The sequence below is a fragment of the Streptomyces sp. NPDC050448 genome (assembly GCF_040655295.1).
Lineage (GTDB): Bacteria > Actinomycetota > Actinomycetes > Streptomycetales > Streptomycetaceae > Streptomyces.
The window spans coordinates 331,527-351,966 of the sequence record NZ_JBFAJR010000004.1; the positions used below are offsets into that span (position 1 = coordinate 331,527).

General features: G+C 72.3%; 21 protein-coding genes. 13 read left to right on the top strand and 8 right to left on the bottom strand.

Annotated features, from left to right (window positions below):
• Positions 1-162: 162 nt before the first annotated feature.
• The 3 genes from AB0I68_RS08240 (at position 163) to AB0I68_RS08250 (ending at position 4,786) form a co-directional block, all read left to right on the top strand.
• Positions 163-1,560 carry a hypothetical protein gene (locus AB0I68_RS08240; protein ID WP_363176396.1) on the top strand — a complete coding sequence of 466 codons (1,398 nt, stop codon included), beginning with the start codon at positions 163-165 and terminating at the stop codon, positions 1,558-1,560.
• 245 nt (positions 1,561-1,805) lie between these two features.
• On the top strand, positions 1,806-3,413 hold the full coding sequence (locus AB0I68_RS08245; protein WP_363176397.1) for a hypothetical protein: 1,608 nt from the start codon (positions 1,806-1,808) through the stop codon (positions 3,411-3,413).
• 125 nt (positions 3,414-3,538) lie between these two features.
• Positions 3,539-4,786 (top strand): saccharopine dehydrogenase NADP-binding domain-containing protein, encoded by a 1,248-nt coding sequence (locus tag AB0I68_RS08250; RefSeq protein WP_363176398.1) that lies wholly within the window; start codon positions 3,539-3,541, stop codon positions 4,784-4,786.
• 11 nt (positions 4,787-4,797) lie between these two features.
• Here AB0I68_RS08250 and AB0I68_RS08255 read toward each other — a convergent pair whose 3' ends face one another.
• Positions 4,798-5,475, bottom strand: coding sequence for an endonuclease V (locus tag AB0I68_RS08255; protein WP_363176399.1), 678 nt, complete (start codon positions 5,473-5,475; stop codon positions 4,798-4,800).
• Positions 5,476-5,501: 26 nt separating this feature from the next.
• Here AB0I68_RS08255 and AB0I68_RS08260 point away from each other — a divergent pair, with 26 nt between their 5' ends.
• Both AB0I68_RS08260 and AB0I68_RS08265 read left to right on the top strand, forming a co-directional pair.
• Entirely contained in the window at positions 5,502-5,801 is a 300-nt protein-coding gene (locus AB0I68_RS08260; protein ID WP_363176400.1) for a YciI family protein, read from the top strand.
• 124 nt (positions 5,802-5,925) lie between these two features.
• Positions 5,926-6,183, top strand: coding sequence for a GNAT family N-acetyltransferase (locus tag AB0I68_RS08265; RefSeq protein ID WP_363176401.1), 258 nt, complete (start codon positions 5,926-5,928; stop codon positions 6,181-6,183).
• Here AB0I68_RS08265 and AB0I68_RS08270 read toward each other — a convergent pair whose 3' ends face one another.
• Positions 6,184-7,323 (bottom strand): oxidoreductase, encoded by a 1,140-nt coding sequence (locus AB0I68_RS08270; protein WP_363176402.1) that lies wholly within the window; start codon positions 7,321-7,323, stop codon positions 6,184-6,186.
• Positions 7,324-7,397: 74 nt separating this feature from the next.
• Between AB0I68_RS08270 and AB0I68_RS08275 the strand changes: the two genes are divergently transcribed.
• The 3 genes from AB0I68_RS08275 (at position 7,398) to AB0I68_RS08285 (ending at position 10,262) form a co-directional block, all read left to right on the top strand.
• Positions 7,398-7,814 (top strand): (4Fe-4S)-binding protein, encoded by a 417-nt coding sequence (locus AB0I68_RS08275; RefSeq protein WP_363176403.1) that lies wholly within the window; start codon positions 7,398-7,400, stop codon positions 7,812-7,814.
• A 179-nt stretch (positions 7,815-7,993) separates the two neighbouring features.
• Positions 7,994-8,410, top strand: a complete 417-nt coding sequence (locus AB0I68_RS08280; RefSeq protein ID WP_363176404.1) for an SsgA family sporulation/cell division regulator — start codon at positions 7,994-7,996, stop codon at positions 8,408-8,410.
• A 211-nt stretch (positions 8,411-8,621) separates the two neighbouring features.
• Positions 8,622-10,262, top strand: coding sequence for an ABC-F family ATP-binding cassette domain-containing protein (locus AB0I68_RS08285; RefSeq protein ID WP_363176406.1), 1,641 nt, complete (start codon positions 8,622-8,624; stop codon positions 10,260-10,262).
• 65 nt (positions 10,263-10,327) lie between these two features.
• On the opposite strand, the gene AB0I68_RS08290 is transcribed toward AB0I68_RS08285, so the two are convergent.
• The gene (locus AB0I68_RS08290; protein WP_363176407.1) at positions 10,328-10,795 is read right to left on the bottom strand and encodes an ATP-binding protein; all 468 of its coding nucleotides are present in this window, start codon (positions 10,793-10,795) and stop codon (positions 10,328-10,330) included.
• A 336-nt stretch (positions 10,796-11,131) separates the two neighbouring features.
• On the opposite strand from AB0I68_RS08290, the gene AB0I68_RS08295 reads away from it, so the two are divergent.
• Positions 11,132-12,103, top strand: coding sequence for an acyl-ACP desaturase (locus AB0I68_RS08295; protein WP_363176408.1), 972 nt, complete (start codon positions 11,132-11,134; stop codon positions 12,101-12,103).
• A 175-nt stretch (positions 12,104-12,278) separates the two neighbouring features.
• Here AB0I68_RS08295 and AB0I68_RS08300 read toward each other — a convergent pair whose 3' ends face one another.
• Both AB0I68_RS08300 and AB0I68_RS08305 read right to left on the bottom strand, forming a co-directional pair.
• Entirely contained in the window at positions 12,279-12,527 is a 249-nt protein-coding gene (locus AB0I68_RS08300) for a WhiB family transcriptional regulator (RefSeq protein ID WP_363176409.1), read from the bottom strand.
• 120 nt (positions 12,528-12,647) lie between these two features.
• A complete protein-coding gene (locus tag AB0I68_RS08305) occupies positions 12,648-13,439 on the bottom strand; it encodes a VOC family protein (protein ID WP_363176410.1) in 792 nt (263 codons plus the stop codon).
• Positions 13,440-13,537: 98 nt separating this feature from the next.
• On the opposite strand from AB0I68_RS08305, the gene AB0I68_RS08310 reads away from it, so the two are divergent.
• A complete protein-coding gene (locus tag AB0I68_RS08310) occupies positions 13,538-14,203 on the top strand; it encodes a TetR/AcrR family transcriptional regulator (protein WP_363176411.1) in 666 nt (221 codons plus the stop codon).
• Between the two features lie 248 nt (positions 14,204-14,451).
• Here AB0I68_RS08310 and ligD read toward each other — a convergent pair whose 3' ends face one another.
• Positions 14,452-15,471: a non-homologous end-joining DNA ligase gene (ligD, locus tag AB0I68_RS08315; protein ID WP_363176412.1), complete on the bottom strand. Its 1,020-nt coding sequence runs from the start codon at positions 15,469-15,471 to the stop codon at positions 14,452-14,454.
• 75 nt (positions 15,472-15,546) lie between these two features.
• Here ligD and AB0I68_RS08320 point away from each other — a divergent pair, with 75 nt between their 5' ends.
• On the top strand, positions 15,547-16,620 hold the full coding sequence (locus AB0I68_RS08320; RefSeq protein ID WP_363176413.1) for an ATP-dependent DNA ligase: 1,074 nt from the start codon (positions 15,547-15,549) through the stop codon (positions 16,618-16,620).
• A 33-nt stretch (positions 16,621-16,653) separates the two neighbouring features.
• Here the strand turns inward: AB0I68_RS08320 and AB0I68_RS08325 are convergent, their stop codons facing one another.
• Together AB0I68_RS08325 and AB0I68_RS08330 are read right to left on the bottom strand one after the other, a co-directional pair.
• On the bottom strand, positions 16,654-18,081 hold the full coding sequence (locus AB0I68_RS08325) for an NAD(P)-binding protein (protein ID WP_363176414.1): 1,428 nt from the start codon (positions 18,079-18,081) through the stop codon (positions 16,654-16,656).
• Between the two features lie 103 nt (positions 18,082-18,184).
• Positions 18,185-19,192 carry an FAD-dependent oxidoreductase gene (locus tag AB0I68_RS08330; RefSeq protein WP_363176415.1) on the bottom strand — a complete coding sequence of 336 codons (1,008 nt, stop codon included), beginning with the start codon at positions 19,190-19,192 and terminating at the stop codon, positions 18,185-18,187.
• Between the two features lie 66 nt (positions 19,193-19,258).
• Here AB0I68_RS08330 and AB0I68_RS08335 point away from each other — a divergent pair, with 66 nt between their 5' ends.
• Together AB0I68_RS08335 and AB0I68_RS08340 are read left to right on the top strand one after the other, a co-directional pair.
• The gene (locus AB0I68_RS08335; RefSeq protein WP_363176416.1) at positions 19,259-19,927 is read left to right on the top strand and encodes an XRE family transcriptional regulator; all 669 of its coding nucleotides are present in this window, start codon (positions 19,259-19,261) and stop codon (positions 19,925-19,927) included.
• The gene (locus tag AB0I68_RS08340; RefSeq protein ID WP_363176417.1) at positions 19,924-20,433 is read left to right on the top strand and encodes an NUDIX domain-containing protein; all 510 of its coding nucleotides are present in this window, start codon (positions 19,924-19,926) and stop codon (positions 20,431-20,433) included. Before AB0I68_RS08335 ends, AB0I68_RS08340 begins: the two co-directional genes overlap by 4 nt.
• Positions 20,434-20,440: the final 7 nt, after the last annotated feature.

Here is a 20,440-nt window from a genome sequence, read left to right on the forward strand (position 1 = left end):
ATCCCCGGGGGGCCCACCCCCGCCTCCTTTCCCTGGCCCCCCCCCCTACTTAACCCCCCCCCCCCCCCCCCCGCCCGGGGCCCCCCCCCCCCCCCCCCCGGGGCGGGGAACACCCCGCCCCCGCCCGCCCCTCAGGCGGCCGACGCCAACCCCACCTTGGCGGTGGGCCTGCACGCCACGACCACCACCGGGCGCGGGCTGGAGCTGAAGGCCGACATCACGAGCGCGCCCACGACGCTCTCGGTCCACGTCGAATGGGGCGACAACAAGACCACCAACGACTACGCCGCCGGCACCCAGACCGTCGCCGAGTCGCACACGTACGACCAGCTCGGCACGTACACGATCAAGGTCAGCGTCACCGACCAGGCCACCCAGACCGTGGTCTCCAACGACATCGTGGTCACCACGGAGGGCTCGAACTACACCCCGTACGGCCCGACCCGTCTGCTGGACACCCGCAACGGCACCGGCGCCGCGCAGGGCAAGGTGGCCCCGTACACCTCCTCGCGCGTGAAGATCGGCGGCAACGGCGGCATCCCGGCCGGTGTGACCGCGGTGGTCCTCAACGTCACCGCGACCAACACCACGAGCGAGGGCCACATCACGGCCTTCGCCGACGGCGACGAGCAGCCGAAGACGTCGAACGTCAACTTCGCCCGCGGCCAGACCGTCCCGAACCTGGTCATCGTGCCGGTCGGCGAGAACGGCTACGTCAACCTGTACAACGGCGGCTGGGAGTCGGTGGACCTGGTCGCGGACGTCGCCGGGTACTTCACGCACACCGCGTCCAGCGGCTACACCCCGATGTCGCCGGTCCGCTTCGTCGACACCCGCTCCGGCCTCGGCACCACCAAGGGCCAGGTCCCCGGGCAGGGGACCTTCAGCACCCAGATCAACGGCGCGGGCGGCGTCTCGGCCGGGGCCACCGCCGTGGCGCTCAACGTCACGGTCACCAACCCCAAGGGCAGCGGCCACCTGACCGTCTACCCGAGCGGGCAGCAGGCCCCGACCGCGTCCAACGTGAACTTCACCGCGGGCCGGACCATCGCCAACTCGGTGATCGTCCCCGTCGGCCCCGACGGCAAGATCAGCATCCGCAACGGCGCCTGGGACCCGGCCGACGTCATCGTCGACGTCGTCGGCTACTACAGCCCGTACAGCACGAACGCATACCTGCCGGTCCAGCCGTTCCGGCTGCTCGACACCCGCGAGTGGGCCTACGGCCCGCTGGGCGGCCGCGGCTACGTCCACATGCCCCTCGCCTCGGGGCACCCGCACACCAAGGGGTTCGTCCTGAACACCACGGTGACCAACACCCGTGACACCGGCTTCCTCTCGGTCGCCCCGGACCCGAACACGAAGGAGGACTACGAGAACCACACGGACACCTGGCCGCCCACCCCGACGTCCTCCACCCTGAACTGGACCTACGGCGACACGGTCCCGAACCTGGTCCAGGCGAGCACCGGCTCCACCGGCGTCATCGATTACTGGAATCAGAGCGATGGCGACATCGACCTCGTCGTCGACCTTTTCGGTGTCTACACGGACAACTGATAAGCCTGGACGAAACCGCTGGTCACAGCGGACCGGGGGCGGCCTCCAGGCCGCTCCCGGGGCACTGCCCGCGGGAGTGCGGGCTTAAGGCGGGGGCCTGTAAGCGGAGGCTCGGGGGCTATGTAATCTGAGCGGACTTTCAGCCCTGGCCAAGGGCTCACGGAAACATAGGGGGCTCGGTGTCCTACCGCCGACTCGCAGCTTCTGCCGCCGTCCTCGCGGCCGGCATTTCTCTCATTCCGGGCATGGCGCACGCGGTCGACCAGGCCGGCAGCGATGCCCAAGGCGTCAGCAAGCCCGACCTCACCCAGGCCGCCCTGAAGGACAGCGCCACGTTCAGCAGCCCGGCGGACCAGTCGACCCGGACCGTGCTGGCCCCGCAGAGCAAGCTGACGGCCGCTGCCACGGTGCAGAGCGCCGACGCCTCAAACCCGACCCTCGCGGTCGCCCTGGACGCGTACAGCACCAGCGCGCACACCATCGCGCTGAACAGCTCCGTCACCAGCGCGACCACCCCGCTCGACATCAGCATCGCCTGGGGCGACGGGGCCACCACCGCCGCCTCGGCCTCCGGCACCCAGAACGTGGCCTCCGAGCACACCTACGCGGAGCTCGGCACTTACACCGTCAAGGTCAGCGTGACGGACAAGGCCGCCAACACCACGGTCACCAACGAGGTCGCGGTCACGACCGCGGGTTCGGACTACACCCCGTACGGCCCGACCCGCCTGCTGGACACCCGCAACGGCACCGGCGCCACGCAGGCCAAGGTCGCCCCGTACACCTCCGCGCACCTGAAGGTCGGCGGCAACGGCGGCATCCCCGCCGGCGTGACCGCGGTGGTCCTCAACGTCACCGTCACCGACACCACCAGCGGCGGCCACGTCACCGCCTTCGCCGACGGCGACGACAAGCCGACCACCTCGAACGTCAACTTCGTCCCCGGCCAGACCGTCCCGAACCTGGTCATCGTGCCGGTAGGCGAGAACGGCTACGTCAACCTGTACAACGGCGGCTGGGAGTCGGTCGACCTCATCGCCGACGTCACCGGCTACTTCACCCAGACCTCGTCCAGCGGCTACACCCCGCTGGCCCCGAAGCGCTTCGTCGACACCCGCAACGGCACGGGCACCACCATGGGCCAGCTCGCCGGCTACGGCTCCTTCAGCACCCAGATCACCGGCCTCGGCAACGTCCCGGCCGCCGGGGTCACCGCCGTGGCGCTCAACGTGACGGTCACCAACCCGAAGAGCGACGGCCACCTGACCGTCTACCCGGGCGGACAGCAGGCCCCGACCGCGTCCAACGTGAACTTCACCACCGGCCAGACCATCGCCAACTCGGTGATCGTCCCCGTCGGCCCCGACGGCAAGATCAGCGTGCGCAACGGCGGCTGGAACCCGGCCGACGTCATCGTCGACGTCGTCGGCTACTACAGCCCGCAGAGCAAGGGCGCGTACCTGCCGTTCACGCCGGAGCGGATGCTCGACACCCGCAACCCCGCGGACCAGGTCTACGGCCCCCTGGCCGGCCGCGACTACATCTACACGGCGCTGGGCGCACCCGGTTCCGGCATCACGGGCTTCGTGCTGAACACCACCGTGACCAACACCAAGGACAGCGGCTTCCTCGCCGTCTCCCCGGACCCGAACACGCAGGACCAGTACGACGCCAACACGGCGAGCCAGCCGACGCCGCCCACCTCCTCCACCCTGAACTGGACGACCGGCAAGACCGTCCCGAACCTGGTTCAGGCGAGCACCGGCAGCACCGGCGTCGTCGACTTCTGGAACCAGAGCGACGGCAACGCCGACCTCATCGTCGACGTCTTCGGCATGTACCAGGAGAACTGATCCACCGCGCGTTTCGCCGAACGCAGCGCCCCGGGAACGGCCGTCCAGGCCGCCACCGGGGCGCTGTTCGTCGTACGGGGGCCGCGCGCTAGCCTCAGCCACCGACAGGAGCGGGAGGAGCCGTGATGAACGAAGAGGTTCGGCAGACCGACAAGGCTGCGGAGCGTGAACGGGACCGCGATCGGGATCGGGATCGGGATCGGGATCGGGCCTACGACGTGGTGCTCTTCGGCGCGACCGGGTTCGTCGGGGCCCTGACCGCCGAATACCTCGCCGCGCACGCCCCCGCCGGCTGCCGGTGGGCCCTCGCGGGCCGCGACCTCGGCAAGCTGGAGCGGCTGCGCGAGCGGCTGACCGCGCTCGACGCCGGCTGCGCGGCGCTGCCGCTGCTCCGCGCGGACGCCGGGGACGCGCAGGCGGTGCGGGAGCTGGCCGCCTCCACCCGGGTCCTGGCCACGACCGTCGGACCGTACGTCCTGTACGGGGCGGAGCTGGTCGCCGCCTGCGCCGCGGCGGGCACGGACTACGTGGACCTCACCGGCGAGCCGGAGTTCGTCGACCGGATGTACGTCGAGCACGACACCCGGGCCCGGGAGACCGGCGCGCGGCTGGTGCACGCCTGCGGCTTCGACTCGATCCCGGCCGACCTCGGCGCGTACTTCACGGTGGGCCAGCTGCCGGAGGACGTCCCGCTGCGGGTGGACGGGTTCATGCGGTCCAATGCGGTCTTCTCCGGCGGCACCCTGGCCTCCGCCCTCACGGCCATGGGCCGCGGGCCGCAGACCCTGGCCGCGGCGCACGAACGCCGGCTGCACGAGCCCCGGCTGCCGCAGCGGCGCGTACGCGGACCCCTGGGAGCCCCGCGGTTCAGCCGGGAGACCGGCACGTGGGCGCTGCCGCTGCCGACCCTGGACCCCCGGATCGTGACCCGCTCGGCGGCCGCCCTGGAGCGGTACGGGCCGGACTTCCGCTATCGGCAGTACGCCTCGGTGAAGCACCTTCCGGTCGCGGTGGGCGGTACGGCGGCGCTGGGCGCGACGGTGGCGTTGGCACAGCTCCCGGCGGCGCGGCGGTGGCTGATGAGCCGCTGGGAGCCGGGCCGGGGCCCGGACGCGGAGCGCCGGGCGCGCAGCTGGTTCACGGTCCGCTTCGTCGGCGAGGGCGGCGGCCGCCGCGTGTTCACCGAGGTCTCGGGCGGCGACCCGGGCTACGGCGAGACCGCCAAGATGCTGGCGGAGTCGGCGCTGTGCCTCGCGTACGACACCCTGCCGGAGCGGGCGGGCCAGCTCACCACGGCCGTGGCGATGGGCGACGCCCTGCTGGACCGGCTCCAGAAAGCCGGCATCCGCTTCCGGGTGGCCGCCCGGCAGTAGCGGGCCGCCGGTCAGGAGGCTTCGCGCAGGGCCCGCCTGCACAGCGAGTCGGCATGCCGGGTGGACTCGGGGATCCGGAACCGGGGGCTCAGCGCGAGGGCGTGGGCGCAGGCGTTGTCGAGCGAGACCCGGTGGCCGACGGAGACGTACACCGGCTTGATCCCGTCCTGCGTACGCAGCGCCCGCCCGACGACGGCGCCGTCGGCCGCGAGCAGCGGCGCGGCGTCGCCGCGCCGGGCGCCGGGCTCCTCGTAGGTGAACGTGAAGGGGTTCTTCGCGACGCCCATGCTCGGCAGCCCGGTGACCACCCCGAGATGGCAGGCGAGGCCGAAGCCGCGGGGGTGGGCGAGGCCGTAGCCGTCGCAGACGACGAGGTCGGGAGCGGCGGTGAGCGCGTCCAGCGCGGCCAGCACGGTGGGCAGCTCCCGGAAGGCGAGGAGCCCGGGCACGTACGGGAAGCTGACGTGCCCGACGGCGGTCGCCTCCTCGACGACCTCGAGGGTGGCGGCGTCGAGGACGACGGCCGCGGCGGCGACCAGGTCGCGCTCGTCGTCGTAGGCGACGTCCACGCCTGCGACGAGCCCTCGTCCCGGCGGCGGGCCGGGCTCGTCGAGCACGACCTGATTGCGTAGTTCGTCTTGTATCGCCCGGGCCTCGGCCTCGTTGGCGGGGGTCTTCACGCTCGTCATGATGGTGCGAGAGTAGCCTGACGATCATGTTCGTCATGGAGCTCACCTACACCGCACCCGTCGAAGCCGTCGAAGAGGAGATGGACGCGCACATCGCCTGGCTGGACGGCTACTACGCATCGGGCGTCTTCCTGGCCTCGGGCCGCAAGGTCCCGCGCGACGGCGGCATGATCCTGGCGCGCGGGGTCTCCCGTGCGGAGATCGAAAAGATCGCGGCGGAGGACCCCTTCACGCTGGCCGGCGTCTGCACCTACCGCATCACGGAGTTCATCGCGACGAAGACGTCGTCGGACCTGGCGCCGGTCCGCGAAAACCCGGCGGCGTAGACACCCGCTGCCGGAAGCCGGAGCGGGGGCGGGGGCGGGGGCGCATACTGCGCAGTGCGCACTCGGCGTCACAGAGGCCGAGCGGGACGCCGCGGTCGGAGTCCGCGCCATCCGCGTCGGTGGAGTGTCCGGGGAGGAGGGTGCCCGCGGGCAGGGCCACGGCCGGCGGATCGTCGACGGGCTCACCGCCTGGCTGAACGGCGAGGGGATCCACTACATCCAGCTGCACGCCAGCTCCGACGGCGAACCCGTGTACAAGGCGGCGGGGTTCGTCACCGGCCGCTACCCGGGAATGGACCTGTTCACCACTCCGCAGGACACCCGGCCGGACGCCCAGCCGGACACACGACACGACACCCCCCGGGGCGCCACACAAGGCTGATCAAGAGTCAGGACCGGTCCGTTCCAGCCTCCCCACCCGCCCCTTCTCCCCCGCCGCCCAACAGCCCCCGTCAGCCGTGCAGTCGACGGTGTCGAACGAGCCCGGCGCCAGCGCCCGCCAGCTGCGGCCCCCGTCCGTCGTGACGTCCGTGCCGGTCGGGCCCACCGCGAGGGCCGCGCCGCGCAGGTGCGGGAGCCAGGCCGCGCCCGAGCGGTACGCGGGTGGCGGGGTCGGGGCCGGGCTCCAGGTGCGGCCCGCGTCCGCCGATACGGCCGCGGCCTGTGGTGAGGCCTGGCCGGTGCGGTAGTCACCGCCGACCGCGAGGCCCGTCGTACGGTCGCGGAAGGCCAGGGCGAAGACCCCCTTGGCCGGGTCGCCGGCCGGGATGCCCGATTCGGCGACCCGCCAGGTGCGGCCCCGGTCCGCGGAGTGCAGGATCCGGGCGCTCGCGCTGCCGCCCGTGGCCAGCCAGACGTCGCGCGACCCGGCGCTCACCAGGCACTGGCCACTGGCAGCGAAGCCCGCCTCGCCGGGCAGGGCGTCCGGCATCCCCGTACTCGGCAGCACCGACCAGTTCCGGCCGCCGTCGTCCGTCGACAGGATCCGGAACCTGCCGTCCACCGGGTCGCTCACGGCCAGCCCGTGCCGGGAGTCGAAGAAGGTGAGGCAGTCGTAGAAGGCACGCGGGTCGGGGTTGCGGAAGCTCTCGGTCCATGTGGCGCCGCCGTCCTCGGTGCGCAGCACCCGCGAGGCCTCGCCCTCCCCGATGGACAGGGCCACCGCGCGCCGTGCGTCGAAGGCCTCGATGTCGCGCAGCTCCAGACCTTCCGCGACCGCGCCGGGCGGTGAGACGTCACGCCAGCTGCGGCCGCCGTCCACGGTGCGCAGCACCGTGCCCTTGGAGCCGGCCACCCATGCCGTGGAGCGGCTGACCGCCGCCAGCCCGCGGAAGCGGGCGTCCTTGCCGGTGTCCTTCAGCGCCCAGCCCGCGCCCCGTAAACCCGGCCCGTCTCGCCCGTCTCGCCCGTCTCGCCCGTCTCGCCCGTCCGACCGGTCCGGCCCGCTCTCCGCGTAGGCCGGGGAGGCCAGTAGCCCCACCGCCAGAGCCGCCGCGCACATGCCAACTCCCAGAAGTCTCATGGCGCCGGAAGCTAATGCACCCCGGATTCGGCGTCCAGGGTGCGTCCGCGCCGCCGCGTTCCTAGGCTGAGGCCATGCCTTCCAAGGAACCCAAGGCCTACGACGGCAAGCGCATCAGCGTCACCTACGACACCGGGCGGTGCCTGCACGCCGCCGAGTGCGTGCGCGGCCTGCCCGAGGTGTTCGACTCGGGCGAGCGTCCGTGGGTGCAGCCGGACGGCGCCGAGCCGGAGCGGGTGGCCGAGGTGATCCGCCGGTGCCCCTCGGGCGCACTGCAGTACCGGCTCGTGGAGAACGGACCGGCCGAGGAGCCGGACCGGCCGACCACGGTCGTACGGTCGCCGGCCGGCCAGCTCGTGATGCGCGGCGATCTGCGCGTGACGACCCCCGACGGGAGCGTCCGCAGGGAGACCAGGGCGATGCTTTGCGCCTGTGGAGTGAGCGGGAACCAGCCGTTCTGCGACCACTCCGGCGCGTGCGGCGGCGACTGAGGCCTCTTCGCGCACACCCCCACGCGCCGTCACTCTGTGCGATCAAACGGACGCGTTCCAGCCAATCGGTGACACAGCTCACGTCAGTTCGCATGCACGGATTTGCCGATTCCGGCGTCTATCCGGTTGCCGGGTTTCACCCCAGGCCCGGCAGCAGATCCGCAGCAAGGGAGCGAGCCTTGATCACTGTTATCGAGCAGGCCGTGCAGGCCCGTCTGGTCGCCACCGCCCCGAAGGTCGAGACCGTACCCGTCACGCTCCGCTACGACCGTGCGGATCCCTTCGCCGTGCGCATGGCGTTCCCCGCTCTCGCCACCCTCGAGGGCGTCGAGGTGTCGTGGACCTTCGCGCGCGAGCTCCTCGAATCGGGGCTGGACCGCCCGACCGGGTGCGGCGACGTGCGGGTGCGGCCGTACGACATCGACCGGACCACGATCGAGTTCCACGCGCCCGAGGGCGTGGCGATCGTGCTGATGCTGACGGCCGAACTGCACCGGTTCCTGGAGCGGGCCGCGACGGTCGTCCCGCCGGGTCTGGAGCACCTGTACCTCGACATGGACCACAGCCTGGCCGAGCTGATGCGCGACCCCCGCTGACACTTATTCGTTTGCGGGCGGCCCCGGCCGCCCGTAGCTTCGTAGGCGACCCACTGCCGTCGAAACGGAGCAGGACATTGCTCGTCTGAGGTTCGAGACACCGACCACCGCCACCTCTGCCATCACGTGCCCCCGGCCGTGACCGTGGCCGTTTCCACCGTCGGCTGTCTCCCCGCGTTGCACGCACCACTCACGCAACCTGGAGGCCTCCATGAGTCATGCCCCTGCTTTCATCACCTGCTCCGCCCTGTCCTTCGACTGGCCCGACGGCACTCCCGCCTTCGAGGACTTCCACCTGTCCGTCGGACCCGGCCGCACCGGCCTCATCGGGCTCAACGGCTGCGGGAAGTCCACGCTACTGAAGCTCATCGCGGGTGAACTCACCCCGTCCGACGGCCAGTTGTCTGCGGCCGGCACCGTCGGCTACCTCCCGCAGAGCGTCACCCTCGACACCGCCCTGCGCGTGGACGAGGCGCTCGGCATCCGTGCCACCCGCCACGCCCTGCACTCCATCGAGGCAGGCGACGCCACTGAGGCGAACTTCGCCGCGGTCGGCGACGACTGGGACGTCGAGGAGCGGGCCCTGGCCACCCTCGACCAGCTCGGGCTCTCCCGGATCGGCCTCGACCGTACGGTCGGTGAACTCTCAGGCGGCGAATGCGTGTTGCTGCGCCTCGCCGCCCTGCTGCTCGCCCGCCCCGACGTCCTGCTGCTGGACGAGCCGACCAACAACCTGGACCTGCGGGCCCGGCGGCGCCTGTACGCGGCGGTCGAGTCCTGGTCCGGGGTGATGCTCCTGGTCAGCCACGACCGGGAACTGCTGGAGCGGGTCGACCAGATCGCCGACCTGCACGACGGCGAAGTCCGCTGGTACGGAGGGAACTTCACGGCGTACGAGGAGCAGCTCGCCACCGAGCAGGACGCGGCCGAGCGGATGGTCCGGGTCGCGGAGGCCGACGTACAGCGGCAGAAGCGGGAACTGGCGGACGCGCACGTCAAGTTGGCGCGGCGCAAGCGGTACGGCCAGAAGATGTACGACACGAAGCGCGAGCCGAAGATCGTCATGGGTGCCCGCAAGCGCGCGGCGCAGGAGTCGGCCGGCAAGCACCGCACCATGCACACCGAGAAGCTGGCGCAGGCGAAGGAGCGGCTGGACCAGGCGGTGGAGGCGGTCCGGGACGACGACGAGATCCGGATCGAGCTGCCCGCCACCCAGGTCCCGCCGGGGCGCCGGGTCCTGACGCTGAGCGATGTGCACCTGGCGCACGGGGCCAGGGCTGCGGGCGAGTGGGAGCTGCGCGGTCCGGAGCGGATCGCGCTGGTGGGCCGCAACGGTTCCGGCAAGACGACCCTGCTGCGCACGATCGCGGGGCTGCTCGCGCCGGTGTCCGGGGAGGTGGTGACCCATGTGCCGACGCGGTTCCTGCCGCAGCGGCTGGACGTGCTCGACGAGAGCCGTTCGGTGGTGGAGAACGTGGCCCGGTTCGCTCCGCAGGCCTCGAACAACCTGATCCGGGCACGGCTCGCGCACTTCCTGTTCCGGGGTGCCCGGGCGGACCGGCCGGCCGGCACCCTGTCGGGCGGCGAGCGGTTCCGGGCGGCGCTGGCGGCGCTGCTGCTGGCGGAACCGGCTCCGCAGTTGCTGATGCTGGACGAGCCGACGAACAACCTGGACCTGGCGAGCGTACGGCAGTTGACGGACGCGCTCGAGTCGTACGAGGGCGCGCTGCTGGTGGCGAGCCATGACGTGCCGTTCCTGGAGTCGATCGGGATCACCCGGTGGCTGCTGCTCGACGGCGAGATGCGCCCGACCACGGCCGAGGAGGTGCGGGAGGCGTTGTGGCACGAGTGACGGGCACACCGTACGCGGACAGCCGACTCCGCAACGGCGAAGGCGAAGGCCGACGCGGCAGCGCCCTAACGCGGCAGCGGCAGTAAGGCCCACGCTTTGGTGCCCCCCACGGGGGTGAGGACGGGGGTGAGCCCCCAGTCCCCGCCGCACGCCTCGACGGAGGCGGCGAGCAGCCACATCCCCCGGCTGCGCCGGCCGCGGCACTCCTCGCTCGCCTCGGGCGAGGAGTGCGCCGGATGCTGGTCGTAGAGCACGACGCGCAGGGCGTCGAACTGCCAGCGGACGTTGAGGGCCATCTCCTTGCCGGGCGTGAACCGGTGGGCGCACGCGACGAGCTCGGAGGCGGCGAGCGCCGCGGTGTCGGACAGGTCGAGCAGGCCGTGCCGGGTGAGCAGGGATCGTACGGCGGCGCGGGCACTGCCTGCGCAGTAGGCGCTGCCGGGCAGGCGTATCGAATGGTTCAGCTCCTCCGCCTCGCGCGGGATCTGCCGGAGCTCGTGGACCGACCGCGGTCCACGGAGAGTGCCCGTCATCGTGCTGCTCCAAGGTTCCGAAGTATCGAAGGCTCGCATGCGTGTGGGGCCGTACAAGCCGCGAGGTCGCCCCGTGTGAGGCGTGCACTACCGACCGTAGCCCAAGCCTCCGCACCGCGCGCCGGTCTCCGGCGTCAAGGAAGGCGCTGCGGGCCACCTGCCGGCATGACTTTCGCTCCCTCGCGCCCCTCTCGATACCCCCGCAAACTGCGCAGATAACCGGACGTAACCGGGCATATGAACGTCTGGGGCTTGGCTGCTCCTCCCGCTCCGCTTAACCTACGGGTTCGTAGGCTACGGAACCGTAGGTAATTCGCTTTGTCCTCAGGAGCACCAGTGACGATCACCTCTCCCCACCTCGGCAGCTCGGAGGCGTGGACCGACGCCAAGCTGCTGTACGCGCTGGAAGAGGTGGTCGAGAAGGAACTCAACCGCCACCTGAAGGTCACCAAGGACTGGATGCCCCACGAGTACGTCCCGTGGAGCGACGGCCGGAACTTCCCGGGCTTCTTCGAGGACGGCGAGGCCTGGGACCCGGAGCAGTCCAAGGTCACCGACATCGGCAAGATCGCGCTGGTCGTTAACCTGCTGACCGAGGACAACCTCCCCAGCTACCACCACGAGATCGCGACCCTGTTCGGGCGCAACGGCGCCTGGGGCACCTGGGTGCACCGCTGGACGGCCGAGGAGGGCCGCCACGGCATCGTGATGCGCGACTACCTGCTGGCCTCGCGCGCCGTGGACCCGGACAAGCTGGAAGCGTTCCGGATGCAGCACATGTCGGAGGGCTTCGAGTCCGACAACCGCCACTCGATGCTGCACTCGGTGGCGTACGTGGCCTTCCAGGAGCTCGCGACCCGCATCTCGCACCGCAACACCGGCCACCAGTCCGGTGACCCGGTCTGCGACCGGATGCTGGCCCGCATCGCGCAGGACGAGAACCTGCACATGATCTTCTACCGCAACCTGCTGGGCGCCGCCTTCGAGCTCGCCCCGGACCTCACGATGCAGGCCGTGCGGGACGTCGTGGTCAACTTCCGGATGCCCGGACACGGCATGCCCGGCTTCGAGCGGATGGCTGCACAGATGGCGATCGGCGGGGTCTACAACCTGCGGATCCACCACGACGACGTGCTGAGCCCCGTGATCCGCTTCCTGAAGATCATGGAGATCGACGGCCTCGGCCCCGAGGGCCGGCAGGCCCAGGACGAGCTGGGCCTGTTCATGAACGGCCTGGACTCCGAGGCGCGCAAGTTCGACGAGCGCCTGGCCGCCCGCGCGGCCCGTATCGCGGCCCGCAAGGCCTGACCGCCTCGGCCCGGTTCCACCGGGTCGACCGGTCTCCACCCGCTCGGGTGGATGACCCGAAGCCCTGGCAGAGCCGTACTCTGCCAGGGCTTCGTATGTGTGGCCTCGCGCCGACGGGTGGCTCCGCGCCGACAGGGGCGGCCCCGCGCCGGTGGACGGCTGCACGCGGCCTGGGTCAGCTGCGCGGGCGCAGGGCGAGGCGTTCCGACTCCGAGAGGCCGCCCCAGACGCCGAAGCGCTCGTCGTTGGCCAGGGCGTACTCCAGGCATGCCACGCGGCCCTCGCACGCCCCGCACAGCCGCTTCGCGTCCCGCAGGGACGAGCCGGGCTCCGGGAAGAAGAAGCCCGGGCCGGTCTGGGCGCAGAGGGCAAGGTCGTACCAGGCGGGCGCGGTGGTGGCGGTGGTGGCGGTGTTCATTGACATGCCGGAGATACTCACCGCCGCCGATGGACGTCCGATCAACGCCTGATCAACACCGGCTCACTCCCCGACAGCCGCACACCCCGACGACCGAACGACGAGTGCCCCCGCCGCCGCACGGCCTCACGCCCCCGACGCGGGAGCGCTGGCTATGACCGCGAACCGCGCCCCGTAAGGGTCCGCCAGCTTCGCGAAGCGGCCGACTCCCTCCATGAACACCGGCGACAGCCGGATCTTGCCGCCCGACTCCTCGGCCCTGGCCGCTGTCACATCGCAGTCGGCGACCTCGAAGTACGGGGTCCAGTAGGGGCGTTCGGTGTCCTCCACCGGGTCCGCCCCGATCGGGGCCAGACCGCCGAAGGCCGCCTTGTCCGGTGTGCCGGACGCCCGCACCATCGTGTACGAGCCGCCCTCGAACGTCTCGCTGATCTCCCAGCCGAAGACCGAGCGGTAGAAGGCGGCGGCGGCCTGGACATCGCCCGTGTACAGCTCGCTCCAGCACAGGTTGCCCACGCCGGACACCGCACCCAGGCCCTTGTTCCGCTTCGGCTGCCAGGTCGCGAAAGCCACCCCGGTCGGGTCGGTGAAGATCGCCATCCGGCCGGCGTCCATGACGTCCATCGGTTCGAAGGTCACCGCGCCGCCCGCCTTGACCACGGCAGCCGCGGTGGCGTCCGCGTCGGGGCTCTGGAAGTACACCGTCCAGGCCGCCGGGCCCTGCTCAGCCGTGACGGTCATGCCGCCCGCGACCGTCTTGCCGGCGAGGTGGAACATCCCGTATCCGCCGGCTTCCTCGCCGCCCGGGTGGTAGTCCCAGCCGAACAGCCCGGCATAGAACCTGGCGGCGCCGTCGATGTCCGGTGTGCCGAGGTCCAGCCAGTTCGGGGAGCCGTCCTTGTAGTCCGTCGTGAGCATGACCCCCACTCCTTCCGTCCTCTCTACGAGCATGGCACCCGCCACTGACACGGGCCGCTCCACAGAGTGAACGACCGTGCGTTCGGTAAGATGGCGGTATGGCAGACGGACGCGTGGAGCGCGGGAACCACACGCGGCGGACCGTTCTCGGGCGGACGATGGACATCGCTTCGACGGACGGTCTGGAAGGCCTGTCCCTGGGGAAGATCGCCACGGATCTGGGCCTCAGCAAGAGCGGCGTCTTCGCCCTCTTCGGGTCCAAGAAGGACTTGCAGCTGGCCACCGTCCGCGCCGCTGCGGTCGTGTTCGCCGAGCAGGTCGTGGGGCCCGTACGCGACGAGCCCGCCGGCGTCGTCAAGGTCTGGCGGCTGTGCGAGCGCTGGATCGACTACTCCGCCCGCCGCGTCTTCCCCGGCGGCTGCTTCTTCCACTCCGCCGCCGCGGAGTTCGACTCGCGCCCCGGCCCCGTACGCGACGAGATCGCCAAGGCCCGTGCCGAATGGACCCGTTACATGGAGCAGCAGCTGGACGAGGCCCGGCTCGCGGGCGGCTTCCGGGAGGGCACGGACCGGGCGGACGTCCCGCAGCTGGCGTTCGAGATCATCGCGTTGATGGAGCTGGCGAACGCGGGCTCCGTGCTGCACGACGACCCGACGACGTACGAGCGGGCCGGCCGCGGCATCCTCAACCGGCTGCGCGCGGTGGCGGCCGCTCCGGGTGAACTCCCGCAGCGGCCGCCGGCCGTCAGCTCCTCCCCTGCCTGACCCCGTTTCTCCGCCCGGCCCCGCCCCGCACGCGCACGCGAGGTCCAGCCGTGGACCACCAGGACGGGCCGCTCTCCGTCGCCCCAGCGGTACGTGGTGACGGGTATGCCGTCGACGGTCAGCCGGCCGGTGGTGGCCTCTGCCATCAGGGCGGCCTCGTCAGGCCGCAGCCCAGGGCGGCCGAGGGGCCGGACGAACAGCGCGAAGGCCGCCCGCCCGGCCCGGATCCCCGGCGTCGATCCCCGGTCTCAGTCCTCGTGCTTCGCCCGGCTCGGCTGGACGCGCTTCGGTTCGCCCGGCATCTTCGGGTAGTCCGGCGGGTACGGCATGTCGCCGAGACCGTGGTCGTGTTCGTGGCGTTCGGCCAGCTCCAGGGCCTCGTCCAGGGTGAAGGCGTGCTCGTCCATGTCCGCGTGCAGGTCGCCGAGTTCGGCATAGCGCGCGGGCATCGTGGTGATGTCGAAGTCGCGGGGCTCGGCGGAGTCGATCTCGTCCCAGCGCAGCGGGGCCGAGACGGGGGCGTGCGGGCGCGGGCGTACGGAGTAGGCGGAGGCGATCGTGCGGTCGCGGGCGGTCTGGTTGTAGTCGACGAAGATCCGCTCGCCGCGCTCCTCCTTCCACCAGGCCGTGGTCACCTTGCCGGGCATCCGCTGTTCCAGCTCCCGGCCGATCGCGATCGCACAGCGCCGGACCTCGGTGAAGGTCCAGCGCGGCTCGATCGGGACGAAGACGTGCAGACCGCGCCCGCCCGAGGTCTTGGGCCAGCCGCGCAGGCCCAGGTCCTCCAGTACGTCGCGCAGCTCGTGGGCGCAGATCACCGCGTGGTGGTAGTCGGTGCCCGGCTGCGGGTCCAGGTCGATGCGCAGTTCGTCCGGCCGGTCGGTGTCCTCGCGGCGCACCGGCCAGGGGTGGAAGGTCAGACAGCCCAGGTTGGCCGCCCACAGCACGGCGGCGGGCTCCGTCGGGCAGATCTCGTCGGCCGTCCGGCCGGAGGGGAACTCGATGTGGGCGGTCGGGATCCAGTCGGGCAGGTTCTTCGGGGCACGCTTCTGGAAGAAGGACTCGCCCTCCACCCCTTCGGGATAGCGCTCCAGGGTGGTGGGGCGGTTGCGCAGGGCGCGTGTGATCCCGTCGGCCACGGCCAGGTAGTACTGCGCCACGTCCAGCTTGGTCAGGCCCCGCTGGGGGAAGTACACCTTGTCCGGGCTGGACAGCCGCACTGTCCGCCCGCCTGCGTCCAGCTCGATCGCACTACCGGATGCACCCATGTGCGCCACGGTAGGCGGGCCCGGCCAGGTGTGCATACCGGGCGGGCCGGGACGTACCACCGCAGAATCTAAGACATGGATCTGCCCGTGATGCCGCCCGTGAAGCCGATGCTCGCCAAGTCGGTGGCCAAGATCCCGCCGGGCATGCAGTACGAGGCCAAGTGGGACGGCTTCCGGGCCATCGTGCACCACGACGGCGACGAGGTGGAGATCGGCAGCCGCACCGGCAAGACCCTGACCCGGTACTTTCCCGAGCTGGTGGCCGCCTTGAAGGACAACCTCCCCGCCCGCTGCGTGGTGGACGGCGAGATCGTCATCGTTCACGGCGGGCGGCTCGACTTCGACCGGCTGACCGAGCGGATCCATCCCGCGCAGTCCCGCGTCGCCATGCTGGCGGAGGCGACCCCCGCCAGCTTCGTCGCCTTCGACCTGCTCGCGCTCGGCGACGAGTCGCTCCTCGACACCCCGCTCAGCGACCGCCGTACCGCCCTCGCCGACGCCCTGTCCACGGCTCGGCCCCCCGTTCATCTCGCGCCCGCGACCACCGACCCCGCGCTCGCGCAGGAGTGGTTCGAGCGGTTCGAGGGCGCCGGACTCGACGGGGTGATCGCCAAACCGCTCGATCTCCCCTACCGGCCCGACGCCCGCCTCATGTTCAAGATCAAGCACGAGCGTACGGCCGACGCTGTCATCGCGGGTTTCCGTTTCCACAAGAGCGGTCCGATTGTCGGATCGCTGCTCCTGGGCCTGTACGACGCCCACGGAGCCCTCCAGCACGTGGGGGTCTGCGCCGCCTTCCCCATGAAGCGCCGAGCCGAGCTGGTGGAGGAACTCGCACCCCTGCGGATGGCCGACGCCACCGGGCACCCGTGGGCCGCGTGGGCCGAGGAGTCCGCCCACGAGAGCGCCCGGCTGCCCGGTGCGCAGAGCCGCTGGACCGGCAAGAAGGACCTCTCCTGGGTGCCGCTGCGCCCCGAACGCGTCTGCGAGGTGGCGTACGACCACATGGAGGGCGACCGCTTCCGGCACACCGCCCAGTTCCGCCGCTGGCGGCCCGACCGGGCGCCGGAGAGCTGTACGTACGCCCAGCTCGAGGAGGTCGTCGGCTACGACCTGGCCGAGGTCCTCGGCCCGACCGCCGGCACATAGGCCACCCCGCACCCCGCCGTCCCGACCCCGCCCTCAGGACCCCGCCGTCAGCTTCTCCCACTCCTCCCGGTCCGGGCCCACCGTGTTCGGCGCGTAGCCGGGCCGGGCCGCCAGCCAGCGCGCCACCCGGGCCCGGACCCGCGGGTCCGCGTACGCCCGCTCCGGCGGCTCGGCCAGGTGCCGGACCCGCGCCCGGGCCCGCATCACCTCGGGGTCCTCCAGGGCGCACTCGAACAGCGCGGCCACCTCGCGCGCCGTCCCCGTGCGCCCGGCCCAAGTCGCGAACCGCTCGCCGATGGCCGCATCGGCCACCACCTGGAAGTCGAACCACGGCTTCAGGGTGCGCACGGCCCACGCGTGGTACTCGGCGGCGAACCGCGCCGATCCCGGGTCCTGGTGCGCCGTACGGGCCACCCTGCGCGCGGCCCACAGCGCGAGCGAGGTGCCCTGCCCGAGCGTCGGGTTGGTGTGCGTGATCGCGTCCCCGACCGGCACCAGCCCGGTCGCCACCGGCCCCTGCTCGTCGGCCAGCGCGCTCCACCGGTTGTCCAGGCTCGCCGTGGCCAGTACGCCGGACAGCGGTTCGGCGCCGAGGTCCAGCCAGGCCGCACCGGGCGGGAAGGCCCGGGCGGCGGCCTCGAAGACGGCGGGATCGAGCAGCGCGGAGCGGGTGGTGTCCCGGGTGTGGACGAACAGGGTCACGGCGAACACCCGGTTGTCGGCCGGGAAGACCGCGCACCCGGCGAAGGTGCCGCCGGTCACCGCCCAGGGCCGGCGCGGCCCCTCCTCCAGCCCCTCGGGCAGCCGGTACCAGCGGCAGAAGTACGCCAGCCCCGTGCGGTGCCGTTCCACGACCGCCGGGCGGCAGCCCGCCGCGGCCAGCATGCGTTCGACGCCGCCGCGCCGCCCGCCCGCGTCCACGACGAGATCCGCCGCGTACGCGCCCGCCTGCGTGGTCACACCGGTCACCCGTACCCCGCAGGCCCCCGGCCCGGCCGTCGTCAGCCCGGTCGTCGTCAGCCCGGTCGTCGTCAGCCCGGTCACCGGCTCCCCGTGGTGCATGACGGCCCCCGGTTCGGCGCGCAGGGCGGTGGCCAGTGCGCTCTCCAGCACGATGCGCCGGGCCTGGAGCATCACGAGGTCCGCGTCGCCGGGCCGCTCCGGCGGGCGTACGTCGAACCAGTCCAGTTCGTGCCGTTCGCGGGCGCCGAGCCGCAGCATCTCCGCGTGGACGTCGGGCAGTTCGTCCCGCAGGACGGTGCGGGCCGCGCCGAGCAGGGCGTGCGGCTGGTTGGCCTGCGGCACGCCCGGCCGGTGCCAGCCGAAGAAGTCCCGGTCGAGTGCGGAGCCGGGAGCGCGCGCGTCGCGTTCGAACAGTTCGGCCGTGTGTCCGTGCCGCGCCGCGAGCAGCGCGGTCGCCAGCCCTCCCACACCTCCGCCGATGACCACCACATGTGCCATTGCGTGCCCCCGAGCCTCTGAGCCGACGAACGGTATGAAGATCAGACCGCTCAGAGCTTGCACGGACGGGCCCTGGCCGAAACCCGCACACCTGTCCGATGCACTACGCCCCGCCGACGCCCCGGCCCGCACGGTGGGCTTCGAGGGCGCGCCGGGTCTCCGCCTCGATCAGGTCGGTGTTGATCGCCACGGCGGCACGTACCCCGGCCGCCGCCGCACCGGCCAGCTGCTCCATGGGGCCGGCCACGTTCCCGGCCGCCCAGACGCCGCGCAGCGCGGTGGCCCCGGTGGCCGGATCCGCTTCCAAGCAGGTGCCGATCGCCGTTCCGGCCCGCTCCACGGTGGCGAGCGGCAGCCCCAGGCTCGCCGCCACCCCGGCGCGGGCGGTGAACCGCGGGGCCACCACGAGGGCCGTGCACGCCACGGCCGCGCCGCCGGCCAGGGCCACCCCGGCCAGCCGGTCGTCGGCGATGTCGAGGCCGGTCACCTCACCCTGCGCCACCGCGATGTCCAGGGCGGACAGCAGTTCCCGGTCCTCGTCGGTGAGCGGCCAGGTGTGGGACAGCAAGGTGACCCGGTCGCTCCAGTTCCGCCACATCTGCGCCTGGTGCACGGCGAGCGGCCCTGTGGCCAGCACCGCGATGAGCTCGTCACGGACCTCCCAGCCGTGGCAGTACGGGCAGTGCAGCACGTCCCGCCCCCACCGCTCCCGGAGTCCCGCCAGCTCCGGCAGCGCGTCCACCAGGCCCGTGGCGATCAGCAGCCGGCCGGCCCGGACCGCCGAGCCGTCGGCGCACCGGATGAGGAAGCCGCCGCCGGGCAGCCGGTCGGCGGCGAGAGCCGTGCCGGCCGTCCCGGACCGGATCCCGCCCCCGTACCCGGCGACCTCCGCCCGGCCCACTGCCAGCAGCTCCGCCGGGCTCGCCCCGTCCCGGCCCAGGTATCCGTGCAGGTGGGCAGAGGGGGCGTTGCGGGGGCTACCGGAGTCGAGCACCAGTACCGACCGGCGGGCCCGGGCCAGGGTCAGCGCCCCGGCGAGTCCGGCGGTCCCGCCGCCCACGACCACCACGTCGAAGGAGCCCGTCTGCATGTCGTCCGTTGCGTTGTCCATACCGGTGAGGGTGTGGCCGGACCCGCCCGCTTGACAAACTCTCTTGCCGAACCGGCAAATGGGGTCATGGCCACCGAGGAGCAGCCGCACCGGCAGGACGACGAGGAAGTCGCGGACGTGCTGACCGCCGTCGGCCCGCGGCTGCGCGCGCTGCGCCAGCAGCGCGGGAGCACCCTCGCCCAGCTCGCCGAGGCCACCGGAATCTCGCTCTCCACCCTCTCCCGGCTGGAGTCCGGCCGACGTCGGCCCACTCTGGAACTGCTGCTTCCGCTGGCCAAGGCCCACCGTGTGGCGCTGGACGAGCTGGTCGGCGCGCCGGAGACGGGCGATCCGCGGATCCGCCCCCGCCCCTTCGTCCGGCACGGCCATACGTACGTGCCGCTGAGCCGCAATTTCGGCGGGGTGCACGCGTTCAAGCAGATCCTGCCGCCCCTGGACGGACCCCTGCTCGACCCGGAGCTGAAGGTCCACGAGGGCTACGAGTGGCTGTACGTGCTCTCCGGGCAGGTCCGGCTGCTGCTCGGCGAGCACGACCTCGTACTCGGCGCCGGGGAGGCCGCCGAGTTCGACACCCGCACCCCGCACGCCTTCTTCAACGCGGGTCCGCAGCCCGCCGAGTTCCTCAGCCTCTTCGGACCCCAGGGCGAGCGGATCCACGTACGCGCCAGACCCACCACCCGACCGGAAACCCGGGCGGAACCCCGACCGGAACAAGGAAGCGGAACACAGCGATGACAACCCCGCAGGATCAGCCCGCACGCCCCGCACGGGCCGTCCCGCAGCCCAACGCCGTCGTCGGTGTCGGGCTGGTCGTGACCGACGCCGAGGGGCGGGTGCTCCTCGGGCAGGCGCACGACGGCCGCTGGGAGCTGCCCGGCGGGAAGGTCGACCCCGGGGAGAGCTTCGAGCAGGCCGCCGCCAGGGAACTGGCCGAGGAGACGGATCTGCGGGTGGCTCCCGAGGACATCCGGATCCTGAGCGTCCAGCTCTCCCCGAAGGCCGGGGTGACCCGCCTGACCGCGGCGGCCGTCACCACCGCCGCCGAGGGCATCGCCAAGGTCACGGAGCCGCACAAGATCCTGCGCTGGCAGTGGTTCGCCCCGGCCGGGATCCCGGATGCCCTGTACGCCCCCTCGGCGGCGGTCCTGCGCACCTGGCGCCCCGAGCTCGCGCCGACCCTGCCGCCGGTGCCGTCGTACGACTACCCGACGCCCCGGAACCCGGCGCAGGAGGAGGCGTAGGACCAGG